The sequence below is a fragment of the Mycobacterium liflandii genome (assembly GCF_022354805.1).
GTDB classification, from domain to species: Bacteria; Actinomycetota; Actinomycetes; order Mycobacteriales; family Mycobacteriaceae; genus Mycobacterium; species Mycobacterium marinum.
On the sequence record NZ_CP023138.1, the window covers coordinates 2,668,149 to 2,680,398 of the forward strand.

Consider the following 12,250-nt stretch of genomic DNA (forward strand, 5'->3'; position numbering starts at 1 on the left):
GGCCGGTGCCGCCGGGGATAACGGCACCCACAACGGTGGCCGCGGTGGTGACGGCGGCCACGGCGGTACCGGGGGCGACGGCGGTGCCGGGGGCGACGGAGGAGCAGCCGGTCACGCACAAGCGGCCGGCTACTCCGATGGCACCCGCGGTGCTGGTGGGTCCGGTGGCGCCGGTGGCGCCGGCGGGCTGGCCGGCGACGGCGGCCGGGGCGGAAACAGAGCCGCGACAACCGGTGGCGCCGGCGGCGACGGCGGCAATGGCGGTGACCCGGGTGTCGGCGGTGCCGGCGGTAAAGGCGGTGCCGGCTCGACCAACGGATTGAGTGGACTAGGCGGGTACAGCCCCACCAGCGGCGGCGACGGCGGCAGCGGTAGCGCCGGCAACCTCTCTAACCCACCGGGCGATTTCGGCGGAGCCGGTGGGCGGGGCGGCAACGGCGGGGCCTACGGCAATGGCGGTAACGGCGGCGACGGCGGGACCGGCGGCGACGGAAGCCAAAGCCTGAGCGGGTCTGGCGGTGGTCCTGGTAGGCATGGCGGTGCCGGCGGCGTGGGAGGTGCCGGAGGAGTCCTCGGCGGTAACGGTGGGGACGGCGGGACGGGGGGAACCGGTGGCGCGGGTGGTATGGGCGCGCACGGTGAGTCGCAGGTGGACGCAAACGGCCTGAACGGCGGTGCGGGCGGTCTCGGGTCTGCTGGCGGCGCCGGCGGCGACGGCGGCAACGGCGGAAAGGCCCATGCAACCGGATTCCACGATGGTGCCGGCGGCCACGGAGGCGACGGCGGCCAAGGAGGCACCGGGGGGTACGGCGGCGAAGGCGGCAACGGCAAAGCCGGGTACAACCAGCGGGCTGGAGGAGATGGTGGTGCCGGTGGCAACGGCGGCACCGGCGGCCTCAACGGCGACGGCACTAGAGCCGCCGGAGGCGCCGCGGGCATTCGAGGGGTCGGTGGCACCGGCGGCAGCGGGGGAGACGGGCTCGGTGGCCGCACCGCGACCGGCGACGGCGGCCACGGAGGTAACGGCGGTGCCGGTGGTTACGGTTCTGTCGGCGGTGTCGGTGGCAGCGGCGGCGACGGCGGCAATGGCGGCCAATCTGGTACGCCGCGATACGGAGGTCACGGTGGTAACGGCGGCGACGGTGGCGTCGGCTCCGTGACCGGAGGAAGAGGCGGTGCCGGCGGCGACGGCGGTCACGGTATCGACGGTGCCGGAGGCTTGTTCGGCCCGAGCGGCGGTGCCGGTGGCACTGGCGGTAATGGCGGGGCCGGCGGCTCCGGTGGCACCAACGGCACCGGCGGAGTCGGCGGGGCCGGTGGCAATGGCGGCAACGGGGGCACCGGGTTCAGTACAAATTCCGCGGCCAGCGGTGGCGTTGGTGGCGCCGGCGGCGATGGCGGCGAAGGCGGCTACTCCAACACAGTCGGCGGCGTCGCTGGCAATGGCGGGACTGGTGGTGCCGGTGGCAGCGGCGGCACCCTCGATCACAACGTCGTCTTTACCTACTCCGGGGCCGGCGGGGTCGGCGGCACCGGTGGTGTTGGCGGCTCCAGCACCTACGGCACCGGCGGGGTCGGTGGCGCCGGCGGGACCGGAGGCATGGCCGGTGCCGCGGATGCCAATAACTATGCCGCTGCCAGCGGCGACGGCGGGACCGGCGGGATCGGTGGCGCCGGGGTCACCGGCGGCGACGGCGGCCGAGGCGGGACCGGCGGTAGAAGCACCTTTGCCGGCACCTCCGGCACCGGTGGGATCGGCGGTATCGGCGGCCTCGGCACCGCCGGGGTCGGCGGCTACGGCGGGGACGGTGGCACCGGCGGCACCGGTAACGGCGCTACGGGGGGCTACGGCGGTGCCGGCGGCCGCGGCGGCACCAGCACCATTGACGGACAACGCATTCCCGGCTACAACGGTGGCCCAGGCCAACCTCCTCCACCCGGCTACGCCGGTCCGCCCGGCGTCGGCGGGACCGGCGGCGCCCCCGCAAGCCCCTGACCCCCGCGCGGTGGGCCGTGTGCCGGTCGAACCACGATGAGGGTGCAGAAAGCCGCGGTTGGTTCGCAATCCCGGCTGCGGCCGCGGCACGGATGTCAAACTGGAGCACATGGCCCAAGAGTTGATGTTTGAGGAGCCGCGTCGCGGGAAGCCGCCGCGGCACCTTGCCGATTTCGACGCGGAGGGCCGCGCGTCGGCGGTGGCCGCGCTCGGCCTGCCGCCTTTCAGGGCCAAGCAGCTGGCACACCAGTACTACGGTCGGCTGATCGCCGATCCCCGTCAGATGACCGACCTGCCGGCGGCGGTGCGTGACCAGATCGCCGAAACGATGTTCCCGAACCTGCTGACCGCGGCGCGAGAGGTCACCTGTGACGCGGGCCAGACGCGAAAGACGCTATGGCGCGCCACCGATGGTGTCACCGTCGAATCGGTGCTCATGCGCTACCCGCAGCGCAATACGGTGTGCATCTCCTCGCAAGCGGGCTGTGGGATGGCGTGTCCGTTCTGCGCGACCGGGCAGGGCGGCCTGACCCGCAATCTGTCGACTGCAGAGATCGTCGAACAGGTGCGGGCCGCGGCCGCGGCGTTGCGCGACGAGTTCGGTGACCGGTTGTCGAATGTCGTGTTCATGGGCATGGGGGAGCCGCTGGCCAATTACGCCCGGGTGCTGGCGGCGGTGCGTCGCATCACCGAACCGCCGCCGACGGGTTTTGGCATCTCGGCCCGATCGGTGACGGTCTCGACGGTGGGTTTGGCGCCCGCGATCCGCAAGCTTGCCGATGAACGCCTCGGCGTCACGCTGGCGCTGTCATTGCATGCGCCCGACGACGAACTGCGCGACACGTTGGTGCCGGTCAACAACCGGTGGAAGATCAGCGAAGCTCTCGAGGCCGCGCATTACTACGCAGAGGTGACCGGTCGTCGGGTCTCCGTCGAGTATGCGCTGATCCGTGAGGTCAATGACCAACCTTGGCGGGCTGATCTGCTGGGTAAACGACTGCATGGCGCGCTGGGTCCGTTGGTCCATGTCAACCTGATCCCGCTCAACCCGACACCGGGCAGCGATTGGGATGCGAGTCCCAAGCCGGTGGAGCGGGAGTTTGTCAAACGAGTTCGTGCACAAGGGGTTTCGTGCACCGTACGGGATACTCGCGGCCGCGAGATCAGCGCCGCCTGCGGACAGCTGGCCGCCGAAGGCGGGTAGCTGGAGCGTGGGCGATTGGGGCTGGGCCTGCGGACAGCTGGCCGCCGAAGGCGGGTAGCTGCAGCGGGTGCGATGAACCGCGTCAGTGGGTATTACGTCATCAAGGCAAACACCAGTAAGTGAGGTCTGCTATGACTGTTCGCCCTACGCCCCGCAATCGTTGGTTTGCCGCGGTCCTGATGGCCAGCATGGTCGCGCTTGTCCTGACGCTCGGCGTGATCGCCGCGCCGCGCGCCCGCGCCGCCGACGATCGTCTCGATTTCACCGCGATGACGCTGGGCGGCGCGCCCTTCAACGGGGCCAGCCTGCAGGGTAAGCCAGCGGTGTTGTGGTTCTGGACGCCGTGGTGCCCGTTCTGCAACGCCGAGGGCCCCGCCGCCAGCCAGGTGGCGGCCGCCAACCCCGGGGTCACATTCGTCGGCATCGCCGCGCATTCGGACGTGGGTGCGATGCAGGGCTTCGTCTCCAAATACGGGCTGAACTTCACCAACATCAACGACGCCGATGGCGCGATCTGGGCGCGCTACAACGTGCCCTGGCAGCCGGCCTGGGTGTTCTATCGGGCCGACGGTTCCTCGACCTTCGTCAACAACCCCACCTCGGCCATGTCCCAGCAGGAACTGGCCGACCGGGTCGCCGCGCTGACGTCCTGATTCCCCGACCCCGATGAATTCGGCCCTGGTCGCGCTGGCCTTCGCCGCCGGATCGGTGGCCGCGCTAAACCCATGCGGATTCGCGATGCTGCCCGCATACCTGCTGTTGGTGGTGCGCGGGCAGCATGGCGGCGAGTCGGGGGAGGCTGCCTCTCCGATCGGCGCGGTCGGCCGAGCCATCGCCGCCACCATCGGGATGGCGCTCGGTTTCCTTACGGTCTTCGGTGCCTTTGGCGCTTTGACCATCTCGGCAGCTTCCACGGTGCAGCGATACCTGCCCTACCTGACTGTGTTGATTGGTGTGCTGCTTTTCGGCCTTGGGGTGTGGCTGCTGTCGGGGCGTGAGTTGGCCGCGCTGACCCCTAGCGGGTTTGGTCCGCGATGGGCGCCAACGGCCCGCTTGGGTTCCATGTACGGCTACGGCGTCAGCTATGCCGTCGCCTCGTTGTCCTGCACCATCGGGCCGTTTATCGCGGTAACCGGGGCGGGCCTGCGGGGCGGTTCGATCCTGGGGGCGGTGGCAATCTACCTGGCCTACATCGCGGGCCTGACCATGGTGGTCGGCGCACTCGCCATTGCCGCCGCGACCGCCAGCTCAGCACTGGCCGACCGGTTGCGGCGGGTGCTGCCGCTGGTCAACCGGATCAGCGGTGGGTTGCTGGCGGTGGTTGGGCTCTACGTCGGCTACTACGGCTACTACGAGGTGCGGTTGACCTCTGGTCTACTGGTCGATCCCCAAGATCGGGTGATCGGTGCGGCCGGCCGCATCCAAGGTGAGTTGGCCGGCTGGGTCCACCAGCACGGTATCTGGCCGTGGGTGGTGGTGCTGACGTTGCTGGTGGCCGGTGCGTTCAGCGTTAGTTGGTATCGGCGGGCCCGTCGCTAAGCGGCGCGCGCCGAGTTGGTCGGGAAACCGCTATCGGAGCCAGCCGCGCCGGCGGCCCCACAGGTCACGAACCAGGACGGCCAGCGTCAGTACAGCGAACCCGATGAGGAACCAGTCTTCGACATGGCCGACGTGGTTGCCGCGCAGCATCGCCAGCAGGAACACAAAGATGCACGCGCCGGTGATGTGCCAGGTGCGGTAATTGATCCGGCTCCATCCCCAGCGTGCGGACGGCACCTCGGCGATATCGACGCCGGTGAAAGGCTCCACCTCAGTACTGGCCACAGCGATTCCTCCGGATGGGATTGGCTACTGCACGTCTTCGGATCGAACCCGATCATTCTGGCACATCTGCCCGAAGCGCAGACCGGGGTCATCACCTTTGTGCTACCCGTCCGGAGGAATCGCCGTAGCGAAATGCGTCGCCACTGCCGGTGATGCCTAGCTGGCTAGCTGGGCGGCATCAGCACGGTGTCGATCATGTACACCACGGCGTTGGCGGTTTGCACTCCGCCGCAGACCACGGCCGCGTCACCGACCTGTAGGTCATTGCCAGAACCGGTGACGGTCAGCGAGGCGCCCTCGACGGTGCTGTGGGTGCCGACCACCTGCGACGGACTCAACTGCCCGGGGACCACGTGATAGGTGAGGATCTTTTTCAGCAGCGGCGCATCGGTTTTCAACGAGTCGATCGTTGCGGCGTCGATCTTGCCGAACGCGGCATCGGTCGGGGCGAAGACTGTGAATTGGCCGCCGTTGAGGGTGTCGACCAGGTTCACCTGCGGGTTGAGCTTGCCGGACAACGCCGAGGTCAGCGTGGTGAGCATCGGGTTGTTCGACGCCGCCACCGCGACCGGTTCGGCCGCCATGCCGGCTACCGACCCTGGCCCGGTCGGCACTTGCTGTGCGTAGGCACTGCATCCGGGGCCGACCAGCGTGTCTGGCGGGCTGGCCATCGCGCTCGGAGCGGTGGCCACCACCAGGCCTACCGCAGCGGCTGCCGCGAGACCGGTTGCTGCAATTGCTGGGTTGTGGAACTTCATTGCCTATGGCTCCTTTGTTGTCGGGTGGATCTCTGACTGTTATTCGGAGCCGCAGCGGTTTTGGATCGGTGTTGTGGGAAAAATAATTCATCCGTAGGTGAATGAATACACCTGCAATCCTTTGCTGGGATGCACTTCTATCGTGGTTCGCTGCACTTGGTCGCCGGCGACGATTTGATGCGAGGTGGGTGCCCCGCCGATCCGCAGCGTCGTCGACTTGCCGGCTCCGGTCACGGTGAGGGTTCCGGTGCCACCGACCACCAGATAGACGTTCTTGGCGAGGTAGTTCAGCTTGATGCGGCAGTCGTCGCCGTCGGCCGTGGCCCGCTGGTGGTCCAGGGACCAGGGGCCTTGCAGGGCGAAGGTGTCTGGGGGCAGCGCGAGCGGATAGCTGAACGTCGCCGAACCCTGGTCGTAGCCGCTGCCGGCGAAGTTGACCGCTTTGCCCACGCCGAAATATGTCTCGGGGGTCAGGCTCAGCGCGGGTGTGGTGTCGGCGGCGTCCACGGGTGCCGGCAGTTTGGCGCCCGGATTGGCGTCGGTGAGTAGCCGTCTGATCAGGTTCTCCGTGCCGTCGTAGTCACCCTCGCCGAATTTGATGTGCCGAACGGTGCCACTGGCATCGATCAGATACTCGGCGGGCCAGTATGCGTTGCGGTAGTTCGTCCAGGTCGAATAGTTGTTGTCCAGCGCGATCGGGTAGGTGATGTTCAGATCCGCGGCGCCGGCCGCAACATTTTCCGGCGCCTTTTCGAACGCGTACTCGGGTGTGTGCACGCCGATCACTTCCAGGCCGCTGTCTTTGTAGGCCCGGTACCAGCCGACGACGTGGGGGATGGCGCGTTGGCAGTTGATGCATGAATACGCCCAGAAGTCGACCAGCACCACGCGGCCTCGCAGCGAACTCAACCGGATCGGTTGGTGCTCAGGGGTGTTGAGCCAGCCGCTGATTCCCGTGATGTCGGGTGCGCTGCCACAGTCTTGCGGTTGGGCGGCGCCGTTGGTGCAGTTGGAGAGCTGCGCGTTTTGGTCAGTCACAAGACCGCCGATGCCGCCCAGGTTGGTGCCGATCTGGTTGGGGCCGCCCACCTGCTCCGGTAGGCCCTGTAGCGCACTGGTGTAGTCGGGGATGGCCCGTTGCAGAGTCGCGGGCAGATTGAGCACCAGGGCCACTGCCAGCAGAATCGTCACGACTCCGGCCCCAATCCGGATCTCGCGCTGGCGCCGACGAAACGCGCTCACCCGTCCTGCCGTCTCGCGCCCGGCCAGGGCGAAGAACAGCAGTGGCAAGGCGGTTCCGAGGGCGAATGCGCAGGTGAGCACGACGGTGTTGAGCCCGATTCTCGAGGTGGCGCCGGCCAGGATGATGGCGGTGAGCACCGGGCCGGCGCAGGGAACATAGAGCACGCCCAGCGCCAACCCGAGCCCGAAACCGGTGCCGCCAGCACTGATCGAGTTGTGCGGGATGCGGGAAAACGGCCGCTGCAGCCACTGTTCGAGTCGCGGAAAGATCAAGCCCAAGCCGATCGCCACCAGCGCGGCCAGCGCGACCCAGCGGATGGTGTCCTGGCGCAGATGCAGCAACGACAGCAGCGCCGAACCCGTCAGGGTCACCAGACAGAAGCTGAGCACCAGGCCGGCGATCACCCGATAGGGGCGTGTCTGGACACGCGCGGCCTTCGGGTCCGGCGTACTAACCCCCGTCTGTGTGGTGGCCACCGTGGCGCCGCCGTGGGCGCCGGAGAAGAAGACCACCGGCAGCACCGGCAGGATGCACGGCGAGATCCCGGTGATCAGACCTCCGACGAAGCCGACGAGTGCAAGCGTGACCATGTTCACTATTCGAAACTGCGGAGGTCCTGGATGGCTAGTCGAAGCGGCGGGCTGGCCGGGCCGCATTGGGGTCGGTCGGGGCACAATGATGGAGTGACTACTGCCACCGACGGGTCCGCCGACGGCCGCTTGCGCGTGCTAGTGCTGGGCAGCACGGGTTCGATCGGCACCCAGGCGCTGGAAGTCATCGCCGCCAATCCGGACCGTTTCGAGGTCGTCGGGCTGGCTGCCGGGGGCAGCAATCTGGACACGCTGCTGCGACAGCGCGCCGAGACCGGCGTAACGGAGATTGCGATCGCCGACGAGCGGGCGGCGCAACTGGCCGGCGACATTGCGTACCAGGGGCCCGACGCTGTCACCCGGCTGGTGGAGGAGACCGAGGCCGACGTCGTCCTCAACGCGCTCGTCGGCGCATTGGGCCTGCGCCCGACGCTGGCCGCGCTGGCATCCGGGGCCAGGCTGGCCTTGGCCAACAAGGAATCGCTGGTTGCCGGCGGTCCACTGGTACTGCAGGCCGCGCAACCCGGTCAGATCGTGCCGGTCGACTCCGAGCATTCCGCGCTGGCTCAGTGCTTGCGCGCAGGCACCCCCGACGAAGTCGCCAAACTAGTGTTGACCGCCTCGGGTGGGCCGTTTCGGGGGTGGTCGGCGGCCGACCTTCAGGAGGTCACCCCGGAGCAGGCCGGTGCCCATCCGACCTGGTCAATGGGCCCGATGAATACGCTGAACTCGGCCTCACTGGTCAACAAGGGACTCGAGCTCATCGAAACCCACCTACTGTTCGGCATCCCGTACGAGCGCATCGAGGTCGTCGTGCATCCGCAGTCGATCGTGCATTCCATGGTCACCTTCGTCGACGGTTCGACCATCGCCCAGGCCAGCCCCCCGGACATGAAATTGCCGATCTCGCTGGCGTTGGGCTGGCCGCGCCGGGTGCCGGGTGCGGCCCGTTATTGCGATTTCAGTCAGGCTCAGACGTGGGAGTTCGAGCCGCTGGACGACGAGGTGTTTCCCGCCGTCGAGCTGGCTCGCCATGCCGGCGAGACCGGCGGGTGCATGACCGCGGTGTACAACGCGGCCAACGAAGAAGCGGCAGCGGCCTTCCTCGCCGGCCGGATCAGTTTCCCCGCCATCGTGGGAACTATCGCCGACGTGCTGCACGCTGCCGACCAATGGGCCGTTTCACCCGCTAACGTGGATGACGTACTTGACGCGCAGCGTTGGGCGCGGCAGCGGGCACAGCGTGCGATCGCCAAAGCAAGCCCGGCCGGCGCATGCGAGAAGGTCTCCGGACTGGCTTGAGAAAGGTCGATAGAGGCTGATGATGTTCGTTGTCGGCATTGTGCTCTTCGCACTCGCCATCTTGATATCGGTGGCGCTGCACGAGTGCGGCCACATGTGGGTAGCGCGTGCGACCGGAATGAAGGTGCGGCGCTATTTCGTCGGCTTCGGTCCCACCTTGTGGTCGACGCGCCGAGGCGAAACCGAGTACGGGGTCAAGGCCATTCCGGCGGGTGGCTTCTGTGACATCGCCGGCATGACCCCGGTGGAGGATCTCGAGCCCGACGAACATGACCGGGCGATGTACAAACAGGCGACCTGGAAGCGGGTGGCGGTCCTGTTCGCCGGGCCTGGCATGAACTTCGTTATCTGCCTGGTGCTGATCTATGGCATCGCAGTGGTCTGGGGGCTGCCGAACCTGCACCCGCCCACCCAGGCGATCATTGGCGAAACCGGCTGTGTCGCACCGGAAACGGCTCAAGGAAAACTGGAGCAGTGCACCGGGCCGGGGCCCGCGGCGCTAGCCAGACTGCGCGCCGGTGACGTCGTCGTCAAGGTCGGTGACACCGCGGTCTCCACCTTCGACGAGATGGCGACGGCCATTCGCAAGCTGCACGGCAGCGTGCCGATCGTCGTCGAACGCGACGGAACCACGGTGACGGCCAACGTGGTCATCGAATCCACCCGCCGCTGGGTTCCCAACGAGCAGGGCAATCAACTCGAGCCCGCGACTGTCGGCGCTATCGGGGTGGGTGCGGCCCAGTCCGGGCCGACGCAATACGGGATTCTGTCGGCGCTGCCCGCCACGTTCGCCTTCACCGGTGACCTAACGGTCGAAGTGGGCAGGGTGCTGGTGGCCATCCCGACCAAGGTCGGCGCGCTGGTCCACGCCATCGGGGGCGGCCAGCGTGACCCGCAGACGCCGATCAGCGTGGTCGGCGCCAGCATCATCGGCGGCGACACCGTCGACCACGGGCTGTGGGTGGCCTTCTGGTTCTTCCTGGCCCAGTTGAATCTCATCCTCGGGGCCATCAACCTGCTGCCCCTGTTGCCGTTCGACGGCGGCCATATCGCCGTCGCGGTGTTCGAGAAGATTCGCAACATGATCCGCGCGGCCCGCGGCAAGGTGGCCGCGGCGCCGGTGAACTATCTCAAGCTGATGCCAGCGACCTATGTGGTGCTGGTTTTCGTGGTCGGATACATGCTGTTGACCGTCACCGCCGACTTGGTCAACCCGATCAGGTTGTTCCAATAAGAACCAGAAAGAAGGGGTCACAGTGACCACTGGCCTGGGCATCCCGCAGCCTCCGGCGCCCACGCTTTCGCCCCGCCGCACCACGCGTCAGCTGATGGTCCGCGATGTCGGAGTCGGCAGCGATTACCCGGTCTCGGTGCAATCGATGTGCACCACCAAGACCCACGACGTCAATGCCACGCTGCAGCAGATCGCCGAGCTGACCGCGGCGGGCTGCGACATCGTCCGGGTGGCTTGCCCCCGCCAAGAGGACGCTGACGCGCTGGCCGAGATAGCCCGGCACAGCCAGATTCCGGTGGTCGCCGACATCCACTTCCAGCCGAAGTACATCTTTGCCGCCATCGATGCCGGTTGCGCTGCCGTGCGGGTGAATCCGGGCAACATCAAGGAGTTCGACGGCCGGGTGGGGGAGGTCGCCAAGGCGGCCGGGGCGGCTGGCATTCCGATTCGCATCGGGGTCAACGCGGGCTCGCTGGACAAGCGGTTCATGCAGAAGTACGGCAAGGCCACGCCCGAAGCGCTGGTCGAGTCTGCCCTGTGGGAAGCGTCGTTGTTCGAAGAGCATGGTTTCGGCAACATCAAAATCAGCGTCAAGCACAACGACCCGGTGATCATGGTCGCCGCCTACGAGCAGTTGGCGGCCCAATGTGACTATCCGCTGCACCTGGGGGTCACCGAGGCCGGTCCGGCCTTTCAGGGCACCATCAAGTCCGCGGTCGCTTTCGGTGCGCTGCTCTCCCGTGGCATCGGTGACACCATCCGGGTGTCGTTGTCGGCCCCACCCGTGGAGGAAGTCAAGGTCGGCAACCAGATTCTCGAGTCGCTGAATCTGCGACCACGGTCCCTTGAGATCGTGTCCTGTCCGTCCTGCGGACGCGCTCAGGTTGACGTCTACACGCTGGCCAACGAGGTCACCGCCGGCTTGGACGGTCTTGACGTTCCGTTGCGGGTGGCCGTGATGGGGTGCGTCGTCAACGGTCCTGGTGAAGCGCGTGAGGCTGACCTGGGAGTGGCCTCGGGCAACGGCAAGGGCCAGATCTTTGTGCGGGGCGAAGTGATCAAGACGGTGCCCGAAGCGCAGATCGTCGAGACCCTGATCGAGGAGGCGATGCGCATCGCCGCAGAAATGGGAACTGAGGATCCGGGCACGACATCAAGCGGTGCGCCTATTGTGACCGTAAGCTGATAGGGGTCAGTGAATTGTCTGGCCTCAGTTCGCACCACAGAGAGATCTGAGATGTCGGCTCCGTCCATCATGCGCCTTGTCGGCGAACGACGGGTGTCTGTGGTGCGTGACGTTGCCGCATTGTGGCGAGTGCTCGACGAGAATCCGGTCGAATCGTGCATGGTCGCCGCGCGGGTGGCCGACTACGGAATCGAGCCCAATTCGCTTGGCGGGGAACTGTGGACGCGCGACGGAGTGGATGAGTCGTTGTGCTTCGCCGGCGCCAACCTGATCCCGCTGCGCGGTGAATTGATCGATTTGAACGCGTTCGCCGATGAGGCGAAGAGCACCGCGCGGCGGTGTTCGTCGCTGGTGGGCCGGGCCGATCTGGTGCTGCCGATGTGGCAGCGCCTGGAGTCGGCCTGGGGGCCGGCCCGCGATGTGCGTGACCACCAGCCGCTCATGGCCATCAACACTCACCCCAGTTGCGCGATCGACCCGGAGGTACGCCAGGTCCGACCCGAGGAGTTGGACGCCTACCTGGTGGCCGCCGTGGACATGTTCATCGGTGAGGTGGGCATCGATCCTCGCCTCGGAGACGGCGGCCGGGGTTATCGCCGCCGGGTCGCCAGCCTCATCGCGGCCGGGCGGGCGTGGGCCCGGTTCGAGCACGGTGAGGTGATTTTCAAGGCCGAGGTGGGGTCGCAGTCTCCGGCCGTCGGGCAGATCCAGGGGGTTTGGGTTCATCCGGAGCGGCGCGGCCTGGGTTTGGGTACCGCGGGAACCGCCACGCTTGCCGCGGTGACCGTCGGCAGCGGGCGCATCGCCAGCCTGTACGTGAACAACTTCAACACGGTCGCCCGCGCCGCCTACACGCGCGTCGGCTTCAAGGAAGTCGGCACCTTCGCCACAGTGCTGCTCGACTGAGCAGCCT

11 protein-coding genes are annotated in these 12,250 nt (G+C 67.5%); 8 read left to right on the forward strand and 3 right to left on the reverse strand.

What is annotated here, in order from left to right; genetic code table 11:
* Positions 1-319: 319 nt before the first annotated feature.
* From CKW46_RS12015 to CKW46_RS12030, 4 genes are all read left to right on the forward strand, one after another.
* Positions 320-1,996, forward strand: coding sequence for a GTP-binding protein CgtA (locus CKW46_RS12015; protein ID WP_482053191.1), 1,677 nt, complete (start codon positions 320-322; stop codon positions 1,994-1,996).
* 109 nt (positions 1,997-2,105) lie between these two features.
* Positions 2,106-3,200 (forward strand): dual-specificity RNA methyltransferase RlmN, encoded by a 1,095-nt coding sequence (gene rlmN / locus CKW46_RS12020; RefSeq protein ID WP_036450764.1) that lies wholly within the window; start codon positions 2,106-2,108, stop codon positions 3,198-3,200.
* 131 nt (positions 3,201-3,331) lie between these two features.
* The gene (dsbE, locus tag CKW46_RS12025) at positions 3,332-3,853 is read left to right on the forward strand and encodes a disulfide bond-forming protein DsbE (RefSeq protein ID WP_482053192.1); all 522 of its coding nucleotides are present in this window, start codon (positions 3,332-3,334) and stop codon (positions 3,851-3,853) included.
* Between the two features lie 13 nt (positions 3,854-3,866).
* Positions 3,867-4,739 carry a cytochrome c biogenesis CcdA family protein gene (locus CKW46_RS12030; protein WP_015355212.1) on the forward strand — a complete coding sequence of 291 codons (873 nt, stop codon included), beginning with the start codon at positions 3,867-3,869 and terminating at the stop codon, positions 4,737-4,739.
* A gap of 30 nt (positions 4,740-4,769) precedes the next feature.
* Here CKW46_RS12030 and CKW46_RS12035 read toward each other — a convergent pair whose 3' ends face one another.
* The 3 genes from CKW46_RS12035 to CKW46_RS12045 all read right to left on the reverse strand — a co-directional run bounded on the left by CKW46_RS12035 (position 4,770) and on the right by CKW46_RS12045 (position 7,615).
* Positions 4,770-5,024, reverse strand: coding sequence for a DUF2631 domain-containing protein (locus CKW46_RS12035; protein WP_015355213.1), 255 nt, complete (start codon positions 5,022-5,024; stop codon positions 4,770-4,772).
* Positions 5,025-5,188: 164 nt separating this feature from the next.
* Positions 5,189-5,782, reverse strand: a complete 594-nt coding sequence (locus CKW46_RS12040) for a fasciclin domain-containing protein (protein ID WP_012393632.1) — start codon at positions 5,780-5,782, stop codon at positions 5,189-5,191.
* Positions 5,783-5,869: 87 nt separating this feature from the next.
* Positions 5,870-7,615, reverse strand: a complete 1,746-nt coding sequence (locus tag CKW46_RS12045) for a cytochrome c biogenesis protein DipZ (RefSeq protein ID WP_015355214.1) — start codon at positions 7,613-7,615, stop codon at positions 5,870-5,872.
* 93 nt (positions 7,616-7,708) lie between these two features.
* Here CKW46_RS12045 and dxr point away from each other — a divergent pair, with 93 nt between their 5' ends.
* Genes dxr through CKW46_RS12065 form a run of 4 tightly spaced genes read left to right on the forward strand, consistent with a single transcriptional unit; the run spans position 7,709 to position 12,243 of the window.
* Positions 7,709-8,917 (forward strand): 1-deoxy-D-xylulose-5-phosphate reductoisomerase, encoded by a 1,209-nt coding sequence (dxr, locus tag CKW46_RS12050; protein ID WP_012393634.1) that lies wholly within the window; start codon positions 7,709-7,711, stop codon positions 8,915-8,917.
* A 19-nt stretch (positions 8,918-8,936) separates the two neighbouring features.
* On the forward strand, positions 8,937-10,151 hold the full coding sequence (locus CKW46_RS12055) for a M50 family metallopeptidase (RefSeq protein ID WP_482053193.1): 1,215 nt from the start codon (positions 8,937-8,939) through the stop codon (positions 10,149-10,151).
* Between the two features lie 22 nt (positions 10,152-10,173).
* A complete protein-coding gene (ispG, locus tag CKW46_RS12060; RefSeq protein ID WP_015355217.1) occupies positions 10,174-11,337 on the forward strand; it encodes a flavodoxin-dependent (E)-4-hydroxy-3-methylbut-2-enyl-diphosphate synthase in 1,164 nt (387 codons plus the stop codon).
* Between the two features lie 51 nt (positions 11,338-11,388).
* On the forward strand, positions 11,389-12,243 hold the full coding sequence (locus CKW46_RS12065; RefSeq protein ID WP_240274943.1) for a GNAT family N-acetyltransferase: 855 nt from the start codon (positions 11,389-11,391) through the stop codon (positions 12,241-12,243).
* Positions 12,244-12,250: the final 7 nt, after the last annotated feature.

Bases quoted from the DNA above. Each gene is read 5' to 3' on its own strand.
- CKW46_RS12045 (WP_015355214.1), bottom strand. From the start codon at position 7,615: ATGGTCACGCTTGCACTCGTCGGCTTCGTCGGAGGTCTGATCACCGGG.
- CKW46_RS12040 (WP_012393632.1), bottom strand. From the start codon at position 5,782: ATGAAGTTCCACAACCCAGCAATTGCAGCAACCGGTCTCGCGGCAGCC.
- CKW46_RS12055 (WP_482053193.1), top strand. From the start codon at position 8,937: ATGATGTTCGTTGTCGGCATTGTGCTCTTCGCACTCGCCATCTTGATA.
- rlmN (WP_036450764.1), top strand. From the start codon at position 2,106: ATGGCCCAAGAGTTGATGTTTGAGGAGCCGCGTCGCGGGAAGCCGCCG.
- CKW46_RS12065 (WP_240274943.1), top strand. From the start codon at position 11,389: ATGTCGGCTCCGTCCATCATGCGCCTTGTCGGCGAACGACGGGTGTCT.
- dsbE (WP_482053192.1), top strand. From the start codon at position 3,332: ATGACTGTTCGCCCTACGCCCCGCAATCGTTGGTTTGCCGCGGTCCTG.
- CKW46_RS12030 (WP_015355212.1), top strand. From the start codon at position 3,867: ATGAATTCGGCCCTGGTCGCGCTGGCCTTCGCCGCCGGATCGGTGGCC.